This window comes from Testudinibacter sp. P27/CKL/0425 (assembly GCF_052931395.1).
The window spans coordinates 1,043,176-1,056,243 of record NZ_CM128801.1 but is presented as its reverse complement, the minus strand read 5'-3'; the positions used below and the strand labels follow the sequence as shown (position 1 = coordinate 1,056,243).

The window sequence follows — 13,068 nt, the reverse complement described above, 5'->3', positions numbered from 1 at the left end:
TGCAGGGTATTTTTGCCTGAAACTCCACAAACCCAACTCCCCCATTGACTACGGCATTATCGCCGTATGAAAACACAAATCCCTTATGCGGTGCTTTCCGCTGAAATCAAACACGACAACGGTTGGTATCAATTACTGCCCGCCGGTGAATTTCGCGCCCGTGACGGTCGTCCGTTTGATGCGCCGTTTTGGTATCTGGACGGCGAGATTGCCGCTCGACTGATTGAACAAGTGCGGTCAAGCGGGCAAGACGTGCTGATTGATTATGACCATCAAACCCTGCTGAAAGCCAAACAGGGCTTGGGCGAGGCGTTAGCCGCCGGACGTTTTTCTGCTGATGAAATCGAATGGCGTGAGGATTCGGGGCTTTGGATTAAGCCGCGTTTAACGCCGAAAGCGCAACAGCACGTTGCCGATAGTGAATATCTGTATTTGAGTGCCGTCTTTCCTTATGACGGCAACGGCATTCCGCTCGAGCTGCGGATGGCGGCACTCACCAACGACCCCGGTATCACGGGTATGCAGTCTATTGCGACCCTTGCTGCCGAATTTTATGACTCACAATCCCAACCAACCCCAAAAACTATCCCTAAAACCAAGGAGAGCCCAATGACGGAACAACTGCGTCAATTACTGGCGAAACTCGGTGTGACGGTGGAGAAAGACGCAACCTTAAGCGATGAGCAAGGCGTGGCGGCACTTTCGGCACTGGACACCCTGTTAAGCGACAAACAAACCGCTGATGAAAAAGTGGCAACCCTGTCGGCACAGGCAAACACGGTAGATTTAAGCCGGTATGTACCAAAAGCAACGTATGACGCCACGGTGCAACAGCTGGCGGTGTTATCGGCACAAACCTCTGATACGGAAATTGACACGACTATCACAAAAGCACGCAACGAAGGGCGTGTAATTGAAGCAGAAGTCGATTACTTGAAAGGCTTTGGTAAGCAACAAGGTGTCGCAGCGTTGTCAGCGATGCTCGATGCGCGTCCACAGATTGCGGTGTTGTCGGCAAAACAAACGGATACCACCAAACCTGCCGACGGCGAAAAGCTGGCGGTATTGAGTGCAGACGAGAAAACCGCAGCCAAACTGCTGGGCTTATCTGAAGATGAATTTATCAAACAAAAGGACGCGGAATAATGGCTAATGTTACCCCTGAAATTGTCAAGGCGATTTTTGTCGGCTTTGGCAAAAACTTTAAAGACGGTTTGGCAAAAGCCCCAAGCCAATACAGCAAAATTGCCACGGTGATTAATTCGGCAACGGCAGCGAATACTTATGCGTGGCTGGGGCAAATGCCCGGCTTGAAAGAATGGATTGGTGATCGTGCGATTACGGCGATTCAAACTCACGGCTATTCCATTACCAATAAAAAATGGGCAAGTGCGGTAGAAATTGCACGCACCGACATCGAAGACGACAACGTCGGTGTTTACAGTCCATTAATTGAAGAATTAGGGCGTTCTGCCGCTGAATTGCCTGATGAGCTGGTGTTTGGCGCGTTGAAAGCCGGTTTCACCACCGAGTGTTACGACAAGCAGTATTTCTTTGATACTGACCACCCTGTCGGCGCAACGGTTGACGGCAAAACCCCGAAAAATGTCAGCAACATCACCACTGACGACAGTTCAACCACGGAAGCGGATGCGTGGTATCTGTTGGATTGTGGGCGTTCACTGAAGCCGATTATCTATCAAGAACGTAAATCGCCGACACCGGCATCAATTACTGACGTGAATGACGAAAAAGTGTTTATGAAAGACGTGTTCACTTATGGCGTTGACGCTCGATCGAATGTGGGCTACGGCTTCTGGCAGATGGCGCACGCCGTCAAAGGCAAGCTGACCGCGGAAAACTTGTGGAAAGCGATTGCAGCCATGCGCGCGGTACAAGGCGACGGCGGTAAACGTCTCGGCATCCGTCCGACGCATATCGTCGTGCCGCCATCGTTGGAAAAAGAAGCGGTGCAGTTGCTCGAGCGTGAATACCGTGTCGAAAACGGCTCAACCGTGGATAACGAGTTCAAAGGGCGTTTAACGCTGATTGTGGCGGATTATCTGTAATCAACGGCAAAGAGCGGTGAGTTGACCGCTCTTTAAATCGAATTTAAACCTTGTTTAAGGAGTGAAAATGTTATGGAAACACGCTATCAGGTCGTTGTGCATAATCGCGCTCACAGCGGCTATCGCCGTGCAGGCTTCGTGCTTGAAAAAGGTCAAAATCTGCTTATGGACGTTACGGACACCCAAATCGCCGCATTTAAAGCTGATCCACGTTTGGTATTCGGTTCGCAAGATCTTATGCCGACCGAAACAATTACAGAAGCTGAACAACGGTTGTTATCCGAAAGTCATCAAATTACACCGGAAACATCGGGGCTGGAGAGTGATGTTTTACCAGCCGATTTAGATTTTACCGTGGACGAAATCAAAACAAAACTCACCGCACTTGGTATTAAGTATAACAGCAAGGCGAAAAAGCCGGAGTTGTTGGAGTTGTTAGCACAAGCGGCTGAAAGCGGACAAGGCGGTGAGTAATGCGGTATGCCACGCAAGCAGATCTCATCAAACGGTATGGTCGGCACGTTATTCAAACTATCTCTGATGATGAAAACAGCGGTGAATTGGACGAAGCGCAGGTAGAGGCCGCATTAACTGACGCTTCAAACACGATTGATGTGTATATCGGCGGACGCTATACCCTGCCGTTGTCGTCTGCACCGGTCGCGTTAAATCTGCACGCTTGCCATTTGGCGCGCTATTTTCTGGAGAAAAATCACGCAACCGACCAAGCTCGCAAGGATTATGAAGACAGTATTCGTTTTCTGGAGCAAGTGGCGGCAGGCAAAATTTCACTCGGATTAGCCGCAGACGATACCACAGTGGAAAGCGACAACACGGCGATGATTCAGTCCGCTGGTTCAGTTTGGGCGCGTGAAAAATCCAAAGGCTTTATATGAGTATTATCGCTGAAACCTCAACCGCACTTTTGGCACGCATTAAGACGTTATGCGGCAATACACTGAAAGAAGTGACCGAACACCCCGGTCAATGGGATGACGGTTCAGTAAAACGTTTAGTCCGCAATCCACCGGCAGTATATGTCGCTTGGCTGGGACAACTGCCGAGCAATCGTCCGAATGAGGTGAACGCACGTTGGGGTGTGTTCGTGGTTGCCAATGTGCTGAACGGCAAACGCCAAGGGCAAGTCGGGATTTATCAGATTGTCGAGCAACTCACAGCGGGCATTGATGGCGAACGAATTGCACCCAGTGGACTGTTTAGCCTGCAATCGGTGCAAAATCTGTGGAGCGATACTCAATCAGGAATGGGGGTTGCGGTGTATGCGATGTATTTCAATGCACAGCAGCCGATTATATACGCCATTGATGACAGCACCTTGAATGATTTCATTACTTATCATCACCAATTTAATCAATCTCGAGATAACAATGCAATCGATGATAAAACCCAATTAACCGTTATTTTACCGACAAAGGAGAAAGACAATGATCAAGATTAAGCCCAAGAGCGGTTTGATTATCCGTGACCCTGAAACCCTAGAACAACTCGCCGGCAAAGGCGAGGACAAACCACGCAACAGTTACTGGCTGAAACGCTTGAAAGACGGCGATGTCGAGCAGGTCGAAACCAAACAAGCGACTGTCAGTAAAGAAAATACCACCAAAGAGAAAGGGGCTGAGTAATGGCGATTTCATATAACCAAATTCCGAACAATATCCGTGTGCCGTTGGCGTACATTGAATTTGACAACACCAAGGCGGTTTCCGGCACACCGCAGATGTTGCAAAAGATTTTAATGATCGGACAAAAGCTGGCAACCGGCACAGCAACCACCGGAAGTGCGGTGCGTGTTTCCAGCCATGTACAGGCAAAAGCGCTGTTTGGGCGCGGTTCGCAACTGGCGAAAATGGTAAGCGTGTTCCGCAAGCATAATGATTATTCCGATTTGTGGGTGCTGCCGCTTGACGATAAAACCGGCAGTGCTGCCGCTACAGGTAAAATTAAATTGGTCGGTAAAGCGACACAAGCCGGGGCCTTAAGCGTGATGGTTGCCGGGGTGAATTATAAGTTTGCGGTGGCGGTTGATGATACGGCAACCGCACTTGCCACCAAACTGGCAGCGGCAATTAATGCCGATGGGGATAATGTGGTAACGGCAGCAGTGACCACCGATACTGTCACCGTGACCTCTCGCTTTAAAGGTGAGTGCGCTAACGATATTGATATTCGCACCAATTATTACAGCGGTGAAAGCTACCCGATTGGTATTACCGCTGAAATCACCGCAATGGCAGGCGGTTCGGTCAATCCTGATATGGCGACGGCTATCACCGGCTTTGGGGCGGAATGGTGGAATTATATTATCAATCCGTTCACTGATACTGAATCACTGAATTTGTTACGCACCGAGCTGGTCAACCGTTGAGGGCCGCTGAAACAAATTGACGGCACGTGCTTTATGGCAAAACGCGGCACGCGCGGCACGGTGACGACTTTCACCGAGCAACGCAATGACTATTTGATGTCCACCCTTGCTACCAATATTACGCCTGAACCGGCGTACGAATGGGCTTCGGCAGTGGGCGCAGTTGCCTCGTATTATCTGGCGATTGATCCTGCGCGTCCGTTGCAAACCTTGGTGTTGGATATGTTGCCGCCGGCGATGTCTGACCGTTGGGATTTACCGGATCGCAATACGCTACTGTTTAGCGGTGCGTCCACTTACATCGTCAATGCCAATTCGCAACCACAGATTGAGGCGTTGATTACGATGTATCGCAAAAACAGTTTTGGTGATAACGACCCAAGTTATCTGTATGTGGAAACCATTGCGACCTTGAGTTATATCCGTTATGCGATTCGCACGCGGATTTCGCAGAAATACCCTCGACATAAACTTGCTGATGACGGCATTCGTGTGTCACCGGGGCAAACCATTGTGACCCCGAAAGTGATTAAAAGTGAGCTGCTTGCCTTGTTCACTGAATTGGAGTTTGCCGGTCTGGTGGAAGACTATGAAAACTTTGCTAAATCGCTGTTGGTGGAGCGTGACCAAAACGATCGTAATCGCCTGAATGTGTTGAGCAATGAAAATCTGGTCAATCAGTTCCGGATTTATGCCCACGCAGTGCAGTTTATTTTGTAATCAAGGAGTTAAACAATGAGTAAATATCAAGGAACAGCTTATATCTGCGTCAATGGCGCAGAATTTCCGACGGCAGATGATGCCACGCTGGACATCGGCGGCTACACGCGCGAAACGGTGAAAGGCTCTCGGGTCTATGGCTATCAAGAAACCGCCACTGAAGCGACGGTGGATTGCAAAATCTTCAACACCGACGGCATCGATGTGATGACAATTAAAAGCTGGACGGAGGCGACTGTCGAATTTGCCACCGATATCGGACAAACCTATCTGCTCGCAGGGGCGTGGGTGGTCGATGCGGTGACGTTATCATCAAAAGGCGAAATCAGCGTAAAATTTGCCGCGAAAGAGTGCCGTCGGGCGTAAGGAGTGAATGATGGATTTGGTGTTAAAACACGGTTTGAAATACGGTGATGAGTTACAGAAATCGGTAACACTGAAAGAGCTGACCACAGGCGATTTGCTTGAAGCACAGTTATCGGCAGAAAAACTGGTATTTGACGGCAACGGTAATCCGTCGCTGGTCAACAGCCCTGCACTGTTTGGTTATGAGTTGTTGCGTCGTCAAATCGGCAAAATCGGGGTGTTGAATGGCCCGATTTCGTTAGCACAATTGAAGCAACTGCACCCTGAAGATATTGATACGATCAATATTTATTTGGAAACGATGGAAAGTGCTAAAGCACAGCGAGTGCTTGAGCGGGGGCGACTGGATGCGGCAGACCCAGAGGCTTGAGAAAACCTGTCTGCTGCTGGCAAAACATTATCAATGCAGCCCAGAGTGGCTGCTTTCTCAAAGTGTGTTTAACCTGCCTCGTTATATTAACTACATCAAATCGGATTAATCATTATGGCAAATAATTCCACGTCTTTTTTCGTCAATCTTGGCGGTAATCTACAAGCCAACGCCGCACGCAATGCCAAAAGTATGGAGCAGATGGCAAATCGCTCCGCCAAGGCGATGACCAAAATCGAACGCAGTGCTTATTTAGCCACAAAAGGCGTGATGGGGTTATCGCGTGGAATTAATACTGTCGGAAACTGGGCGGTTGCCGGTATGGTCGGCGGTGCAGCCCTTGCTTCACGTTCATTGATTAAAACCGCTGCCGAATTTGAGATGGCAGCGATTCGGATGAAACAGACGTTTAAAGACGACGGTGATAAAGCGTTTAAATGGGTCACGGAGTTTGCGACCAAAACTCCAATGGAATTTATGGACGTGCAAGATGCGGCAATGCGGTTAAAGACGGCAGGCATCGATCCGATGAATGGTTCATTGCAAGCGTTGGTGGACTACAATGCCAAAGTCGGCGGTACGAAAGACAATTTAAACGGCTATATTGCGGCGATTTCCAAAGCCAATATTAAAGGTAAAGTCTCTTGGGAAGAGGTTAATCCCTTGCTAGAACGCAATATTCCGGTATTTGAAATGTTGGCAAAAGCCGATGGTGGCAAACATTCTGCCGATTTTTATAAAGATTTATTGAGCAAAGGCAAGCTGGGGCGTTCAGCGATTGCTGCCTTGTTGCGACAAATGGGGGTTGATGCCGCCGGTGCTGCCGAAGAGCAGATGAAAACCTGGGACGGAATGATGTCAAATATCGGCGACAACATTACGATGATGCAAGCCAAGCTAATGCAAAAAGGAATTTTTGACGAACTGAAAAATGAAGTCGGCAGCATTTTGGCTTGGATCAACGAGAAAATGGACAATGGCGAATTTGATGAATTCGCCCAATCCGTCAGCGATACTCTACTGGCAGCAATTAAAGGGATAAAAGAGCTGGGGCAAGATGTGAAGCCGGTTTTAGAAAGTCTTGGCAGCGTAATTAGCTGGATTGCGGAAAAATCCGGCGGTTACGGCAACGTGGCAAAATTTATGGCGGCACTTTATCTTGGCAACAAAGTGGCTAGATGGGGTCTCGGTAAAATTGATGTCCGTGGATTACTGACCAAATTGCTTTCAAGATCTAAAGGAGTCGGCGTTATTGGCAATGCACTTGATGGTGTGGCAGGTGGGGTGACGCCTGTTTATGTGACTAATTTAGGGGCACTCGGTGCAGCAAATGGCGTAGGCAAAGCCGCTGGAAACATTGCGAAAACAACGGCTGCCACCACAGCAGCTACGGTTGCTAAAAACACTTTCAGTGTTGTGAAAAATGCGACTGTGCCGCTACTTACGCTGGGTGCGCTTGCGGTTGCTGCTGAAGAACGTCCTACACAAATGGCTATTGCAGAAGCCAAAGAGGAAGAACGAGCGCCAACGGAAGAGCAATTTTATCGGCATCTTGCCAATCAATCGAAGCCAGCAACAGATTTTTGGGCGGGTTATCAGCCTTTGACGATGGATCCGGCACAAAAAGCCAGGATAGAGAAAGTGAATGCGGGGCAAGCCGTAACGTTTGGTGCGTTTGATCGTCAGCTCGATAATGAGGTGGCAGCAAAGCGGCTTGAGTTTGGCACTTATACCGAGGAGCAATATCAGAATAGAGTGTCAAAAAATGAGCGGTATGTTGATGATATGCTGATGAAATTTCACGGCAAAACGGCTGAAATCGAAAATAAAACAACATTAGACGGCGAAATTAACGTCAAGATTTCTGCCCCACAGGGCTTTGGTGTTGTGGCGAGTGCCTCCTCTACTGCGGTGGGTGTTGCTCGCAGTGCATTAGATATTGCGGTGCAAACGGGTAACACCAGCCGACAACTTAACGGAGGTAACTGATGGCAAAAATTACAGGTAAAGGGTCTTTCCGTGGTGTGTCGTTTTTAATTGAAGACGATCAGGGCATTAACGGTGGTCGGCGATTAGTCAAACACGAGTATCCGTTGCGTGAAGATGGTTTAACTGAAGACCTTGGTAAACGGCTGCGGGCTTATTACGTGCGTTGTTTGGTGGTGGGTGATGACCACGTAGAGCAAGCGGAACGCCTGATTGAAGCGTTAGAAAAATCGGGTAAAGGTACGCTGAAACACCCTTATTTTGGCGAAGTCGATGTATTGCTGGAAGATTATAAAGCCACGCACTCAACCGCTCATCAGCGGGTAACCCGATTTGATATTACTTTTGTGCCGGCATTGGAAGAAAATGCGCCAGAGATTGCCACCGATACCGCCTTTGGGGTGTTGGACGAATACAGTAAAACCCTTGATACCCTTGCTGATGAGTTTGCCGCGACGATTGATGATGTGTCGGGTTTTATTGAAGCGATGGTCGATAATCCGGTGTTTCGCTTGGCAGAATCCACGGTGGGTTTTATTGAAACGGTATTTCAGGGGGCGAGAACGCTGGTTACCGGCATTAGCGCGGTGAAAGACAAGGTGTTGTCGATTAAAAACCGCATTAATGTACTGCTGCTTGAGCCGAAAATGTTGGCGTTGGAGCTGCAGGATCTAACCCGTTTAAGCGTGCAAAGTACGGTATCAAGCAATCGGCAGATTGTGCAGCATACGGTGATGACTTCGGCAATTAGAGAGTCGGCGAATGATTTAACCCTGTTGCAAACAGAGATCAGCCAAAGCACGCTGGATTCGATGACCGCCGCCAAGAAAAACCGAATGGACTCCACGGCGGTTTTGAATAAGCATTTCACCGCCATGCACGAACAGGAAATTTTTGACGCGTTGATGGGCAAAGCGCAGTTTGTATTAAAAAGATTGGTACTATCGACCCTTGCGGTGGAATATGGCAAGGCGATTTCCGATGCGGTAACGCAATCCGTTGCTCAAAAAACCATTGGCGAAGATATGCAAGCCGGAATAATTGAATCGAAAGCGGATATTCAGCGTTATATCGCTGACATTGATGAACAGCTGGAAACGATGATTTTAGATACGGCAGATGCGGAACAATGGGACAGTTATACCGCGCTTGACCATTTTCGCTTGGTGTTGCTGACGGATTTGCGGGTGCGAGGTGAAAGCCAGAGCAATGCGGGGGTGGTTCAGCTGAAGGATACCTTTCCGGCATTGGTGATCGAGCACAAATATACCGGCAATGCGACAACGTGGCAGCGGTTGACGTTACGCAACGGGATTAAGCACCCGCTCTTTTGCTTGGGCGGAACAGAAATTGAGGTGTTGCAATGAATGATATTAATACGGAAAAAAGCGCGGTCAAAATTGAGTTGTTTTTAAATGGCAAGATTTTCAGCGGCTGGAAATCCTTATCGGTTTTCCGCTCGCTTGAAGCAATGAGCGGTCAGTTTGATTTGGGGATTGCGGTACGCCCCGAAGATGATGTTAGCGTGTTAAAGGGTGGATCAAATTTAGTTTTAAAAATGGCGGGACAAACCGTAATTACTGGCTATCTTGATGAAATCCGCCAACGCATTGAAGGTGAAAATAAAGAAATTACGGTGAGTGGTCGGGATAAAACCGCTGATTTGGTGGATTGTGCGGTGATCCACAATAGCTATCAATTTAAAGGACAAACACTACAACAAATTGCCGAAGCCATTTGCAAGCCTTTTGGCATAAAGGTTATTTGGACAGCAACGGAAGCGGGAGCAACAGAAGTGATCCCCGTGTGGCAGGTTGAACCGGGGGAAACCGCTTTTCATACGTTGAGCAAGGCGGCACGGCATAAAGGTGTGCTGGTGACATCAGATGTAGACGGTAATTTAGTGTTTACCGACCCGAGTAAAACCAAAGTGGGTGATTTGGTACTAGGACAAAATCTGCTGTCGCTTGAGGTGATGGACGCTTGGACGCAACGCTACTCGCTTTACCGTATCATCGGCGATGCCGAGCAAGGCGGTGCGAAAGGTGATAAGAAATCAGCAGAACAATCTGAGCATATTTTCTCTGAAACCCCTGTGAGCGGAGGGCAAAATCAATGAGTGCCAGCGGTTTAAAAGTAGAAGTTAAAGATAATGAAATTACCCGTTATCGTCCGGTGGTGATTATTGCCGATGACAATATGATAGGTAGCACCGGCTATCAACGGGCAATGTGGGAGATGAGCCGCAACAATGCCGAGGCAAAACGATCAACCGCGATTGTGCAGGGGTGGTTTAAACCGGACGGCACACTTTGGTTGCCGAATGAATTGATTGTGCTTGACGCCCCTGCTCTGGGTGTCAATAAAGAAGAGCGCTTGATCGTGGATTGTCGCTACACTTTGGACGAAAGTGGTACGCGTACTGAGATGTCGTTAATGCACCGCGATGCCTTTGATGAACCGCCTGAAGCATTGAAAAACACATCGCCAAATAAGAAAAAAGCGAAAAAATCTACTAAAGACAACGTAAAAGAGTACACATTTACACCGCAGGAGAAACAATAATGCAAGGTTTAAACCGACTTTTAAGCCCGATTAAACGCGGTTTAAAATTAATGGTGAGCCGTGCGGTGGTGTCGATTGTTACCGATAGTTTGGCTCGTCAAAATCTACAACTGCGGTTACAGTCGGACGAGGTGGCAGACGATGTAGAGCGCTTTCAAAACTACGGATTTAGCTCTTTCCCCAAAGCGGGCGAAGCCATCGTGCTATCGGTGGGCGGCAAGCGTTCGCATCTTGTCGCCATTGTGGTGGACGATAAAGGCGTTCGCCCGACCGCACTTAAATCAGGCGATACCGTGGTTTATCACGCCGAAGGGCATCAACTTCTGCTGACCGAAAACGGTGAGGCAATTCTCTCTTGCAAAAAATTTACCGTGAATGCTGATGTGGTGTTGTTTGAAACCCCACAAACTCAATTCACGGGCGACGTGGATATTATGGGAATATCAACAGCAGCAGATCACGTGTCGAGTGGTATTAGCGGTAAAAACTACAATCACGAGAAAGGACCGGGTAAACCAGTGTAGGTGAAATATGTCAGATTTAGCATTAACGTGGACAGACGGTAACGGCGATTTAGTTATCTTCAATGACGCGTTAATACTAGATGACAGCTTAACCACCGCAATTATTATTTCGTTGTTTACTGATTTGCGTGTCGGCGGTGAGCATGGTTGGTGGGGTGACTCGTTTAACGAGGATACACGACAACAAACTGGCTCTAAACTTTGGACGCTTTCGCGCGAAAAACAACTGCAAACCGTGCTTGATGATGCCCAGCGTTACGCCAATGACGCATTAGCGTGGCTTATCACAGACGGTGAAATCAAAGGCTATCAAGTCTTTGCGACCAATCCCCAAACTTCAGTTCTGCTACTGACAATTATCGTTACTTTGCTCGACGGGAGCAAAGAACAACGGACGTTTAGCACAAACTGGAGTGTTTAAGTGGCTTATCAATCCCCAACACTGTCGCAACTCATTAAACAAGGCGAGCAACAATTTCAGCACCGCTTACCGAACTTGCGCCGCAACAATGTTGTGACGGTGATTAACCGCATCTGTGCGGCATTGAGTGCTGGCGAACATATGCATATCGACTGGCTCGCACGGCAAATTATCCCCACCACGGCGGATGAAGACTATTTAATCGAATATTGCCTTTATAAAGGCATTGTTCGCAAGCAAGCCACTACCGCCGAAGGTGTGGTGATTGTTGATGTTGCAAACAATAGCGAAATTCCCGAAGGGACAGTATTCCAGCACGCTCTAACGGGCTTGAATTTTATCGCCACTACCACAACCGCCGTTACTGCTGGCAAACAAGAAATCGCGGTGAAATGCGAAGTCGAAGGCTCGCAAGGCAATGTGGATGCTGAAAGTGCGGTCAATTTAACCTCTGCTATTTTAGGCGTGAAGTCCACTGCGATGATTAAATCAATGAGTGGTGGTACCGATATTGAAAGCCTATCCAGCCTATTGAGTCGTTTGATCTATCGGGTGCAGTATCCGCCTGCGGGCGGAGCTGATCACGATTATGTGCGATGGGCAACCGAAGTGCCAGGAGTGACCCGTGCGTGGTGTTATCCGCGACATAAAGGTGGCGGCACGGTAGGAGTCGCTTTTGTGATGGAGGGGCAAGCCGATATTTTACCGGCTCAAGAAGATTGTGCTCGGGTGCACGCTTATATCAGTGGACATAAAAACGAAGTCACCGGACAGCTGGAAGGAATGCCTGCGAATGTTGAGCTATTTGTGTTCGCACCACAATACCGAGCCATTGATTTTGAACTGCGTATTAATCCAGATTCTGAAACTTTGCGCAAGGCGGTTAAGCAAAGTTTGTCGTCTTATTTAACTAATGCTGGCACAGGTGCAACGCTTTATCTGTCACAAATTCGTGCAGCAGTATCTAACACCGCCGGTGAAACCGATAACAACGTGTTAGCCCCAGCAACCGACATCAAAATCCCGAGCGATACCATCCCTGTGCTAGGGGCGATTGTATGGCGATAACACAAGCACAGTATTTGGATTCGGCAATCAAACTATTGCCGATGGGCTTGGCGTGGAAACGTGTGTTGGACGGCAATCTTGCCAAAATTTTGGCGGTACGTTGCGACCAGTTGGTCGATGTGAATGCCACCGCTCACGAGTTGGTTTATGAGCGTATACCAGGTCAAGCAACGTTGCTTTTAGAAGAGTGGGAAGAATATTTCGGACTGCCTGAATGCGGTCGGAAAGTTGCCGGAAAAAGCCTTACTGAACGGCAAGCACAAGTTAAACAAAAAGAAGATGAAGTCGGCTCAAACAGCAAATTATTTCTGGAAGATGTGGCGGCAAAAGCGGGTTTTAAAATCCGTGTAGTGAACCATTTTCCGCACCACTGCCTGCGTGATTGCACCTATCCGCTCTTTGAGCAAACCAATGCGTGGCGAATTTTTATTTATACCCACACACCGTCAATCCGTTACGCCACCTGTCTTGACGATGTGCTTCACCGAATTGTGTTAATCGAACGAAACCAAGAGTTGGAGTGTTTGTTGAAACGCTACGCTTATTCCCATTTACAGTTTGTTTTTGTCTATAAAACAGAAGAGGATCTTTAA

18 protein-coding genes are annotated in these 13,068 nt (G+C 48.3%); all 18 read left to right on the top strand.

All coding sequences use genetic code 11. From position 1 onward, the window contains the following. Positions 1-66: 66 nt before the first annotated feature. Positions 67-1,146, top strand: coding sequence for a phage protease (locus tag ACUHGC_RS05260; protein WP_446834580.1), 1,080 nt, complete (start codon positions 67-69; stop codon positions 1,144-1,146). Continuing rightward, positions 1,146-2,069, top strand: a complete 924-nt coding sequence (locus ACUHGC_RS05255; protein ID WP_446834579.1) for a Mu-like prophage major head subunit gpT family protein — start codon at positions 1,146-1,148, stop codon at positions 2,067-2,069. The genes ACUHGC_RS05260 and ACUHGC_RS05255 overlap by 1 nt, the downstream gene beginning before the upstream one ends. Positions 2,070-2,141: 72 nt before the next feature. Continuing rightward, on the top strand, positions 2,142-2,543 hold the full coding sequence (locus tag ACUHGC_RS05250) for an HI1506-related protein (RefSeq protein WP_446834578.1): 402 nt from the start codon (positions 2,142-2,144) through the stop codon (positions 2,541-2,543). Continuing rightward, a complete protein-coding gene (locus tag ACUHGC_RS05245; protein WP_446834577.1) occupies positions 2,543-2,965 on the top strand; it encodes a gp436 family protein in 423 nt (140 codons plus the stop codon). The genes ACUHGC_RS05250 and ACUHGC_RS05245 overlap by 1 nt, the downstream gene beginning before the upstream one ends. Continuing rightward, positions 2,962-3,528 carry a DUF1834 family protein gene (locus tag ACUHGC_RS05240; protein WP_446834576.1) on the top strand — a complete coding sequence of 189 codons (567 nt, stop codon included), beginning with the start codon at positions 2,962-2,964 and terminating at the stop codon, positions 3,526-3,528. Before ACUHGC_RS05245 ends, ACUHGC_RS05240 begins: the two co-directional genes overlap by 4 nt. Beyond that, positions 3,515-3,712, top strand: a complete 198-nt coding sequence (locus ACUHGC_RS05235; RefSeq protein WP_446834575.1) for a DUF2635 domain-containing protein — start codon at positions 3,515-3,517, stop codon at positions 3,710-3,712. Before ACUHGC_RS05240 ends, ACUHGC_RS05235 begins: the two co-directional genes overlap by 14 nt. Then, on the top strand, positions 3,712-4,455 hold the full coding sequence (locus ACUHGC_RS05230; RefSeq protein ID WP_446834574.1) for a hypothetical protein: 744 nt from the start codon (positions 3,712-3,714) through the stop codon (positions 4,453-4,455). Before ACUHGC_RS05235 ends, ACUHGC_RS05230 begins: the two co-directional genes overlap by 1 nt. A 33-nt stretch (positions 4,456-4,488) precedes the next feature. Further along, positions 4,489-5,175 carry a phage tail sheath C-terminal domain-containing protein gene (locus ACUHGC_RS05225; protein ID WP_446834573.1) on the top strand — a complete coding sequence of 229 codons (687 nt, stop codon included), beginning with the start codon at positions 4,489-4,491 and terminating at the stop codon, positions 5,173-5,175. 15 nt (positions 5,176-5,190) lie between these two features. Next, positions 5,191-5,541: a phage tail tube protein gene (locus ACUHGC_RS05220; protein WP_446834572.1), complete on the top strand. Its 351-nt coding sequence runs from the start codon at positions 5,191-5,193 to the stop codon at positions 5,539-5,541. A gap of 10 nt (positions 5,542-5,551) precedes the next feature. Next, positions 5,552-5,911: a hypothetical protein gene (locus tag ACUHGC_RS05215; RefSeq protein WP_446834571.1), complete on the top strand. Its 360-nt coding sequence runs from the start codon at positions 5,552-5,554 to the stop codon at positions 5,909-5,911. 114 nt (positions 5,912-6,025) lie between these two features. After that, positions 6,026-7,900 (top strand): tape measure protein, encoded by a 1,875-nt coding sequence (locus ACUHGC_RS05210; RefSeq protein WP_446834570.1) that lies wholly within the window; start codon positions 6,026-6,028, stop codon positions 7,898-7,900. Further along, positions 7,900-9,264: a DNA circularization protein gene (locus ACUHGC_RS05205; protein ID WP_446834569.1), complete on the top strand. Its 1,365-nt coding sequence runs from the start codon at positions 7,900-7,902 to the stop codon at positions 9,262-9,264. Before ACUHGC_RS05210 ends, ACUHGC_RS05205 begins: the two co-directional genes overlap by 1 nt. Continuing rightward, positions 9,261-10,016 (top strand): phage baseplate assembly protein, encoded by a 756-nt coding sequence (locus ACUHGC_RS05200; protein ID WP_446834568.1) that lies wholly within the window; start codon positions 9,261-9,263, stop codon positions 10,014-10,016. The genes ACUHGC_RS05205 and ACUHGC_RS05200 overlap by 4 nt, the downstream gene beginning before the upstream one ends. Then, entirely contained in the window at positions 10,013-10,462 is a 450-nt protein-coding gene (locus ACUHGC_RS05195; protein ID WP_446834567.1) for a phage baseplate assembly protein, read from the top strand. The genes ACUHGC_RS05200 and ACUHGC_RS05195 overlap by 4 nt, the downstream gene beginning before the upstream one ends. Then, positions 10,462-10,986, top strand: a complete 525-nt coding sequence (locus ACUHGC_RS05190; RefSeq protein WP_446834566.1) for a phage baseplate assembly protein V — start codon at positions 10,462-10,464, stop codon at positions 10,984-10,986. The genes ACUHGC_RS05195 and ACUHGC_RS05190 overlap by 1 nt, the downstream gene beginning before the upstream one ends. 7 nt (positions 10,987-10,993) lie before the next feature. Further along, entirely contained in the window at positions 10,994-11,407 is a 414-nt protein-coding gene (locus tag ACUHGC_RS05185) for a phage GP46 family protein (RefSeq protein WP_446834565.1), read from the top strand. Further along, on the top strand, positions 11,408-12,475 hold the full coding sequence (locus ACUHGC_RS05180; RefSeq protein ID WP_446834564.1) for a baseplate J/gp47 family protein: 1,068 nt from the start codon (positions 11,408-11,410) through the stop codon (positions 12,473-12,475). Further along, entirely contained in the window at positions 12,466-13,068 is a 603-nt protein-coding gene (locus tag ACUHGC_RS05175) for a putative phage tail protein (protein WP_446834563.1), read from the top strand. The genes ACUHGC_RS05180 and ACUHGC_RS05175 overlap by 10 nt, the downstream gene beginning before the upstream one ends.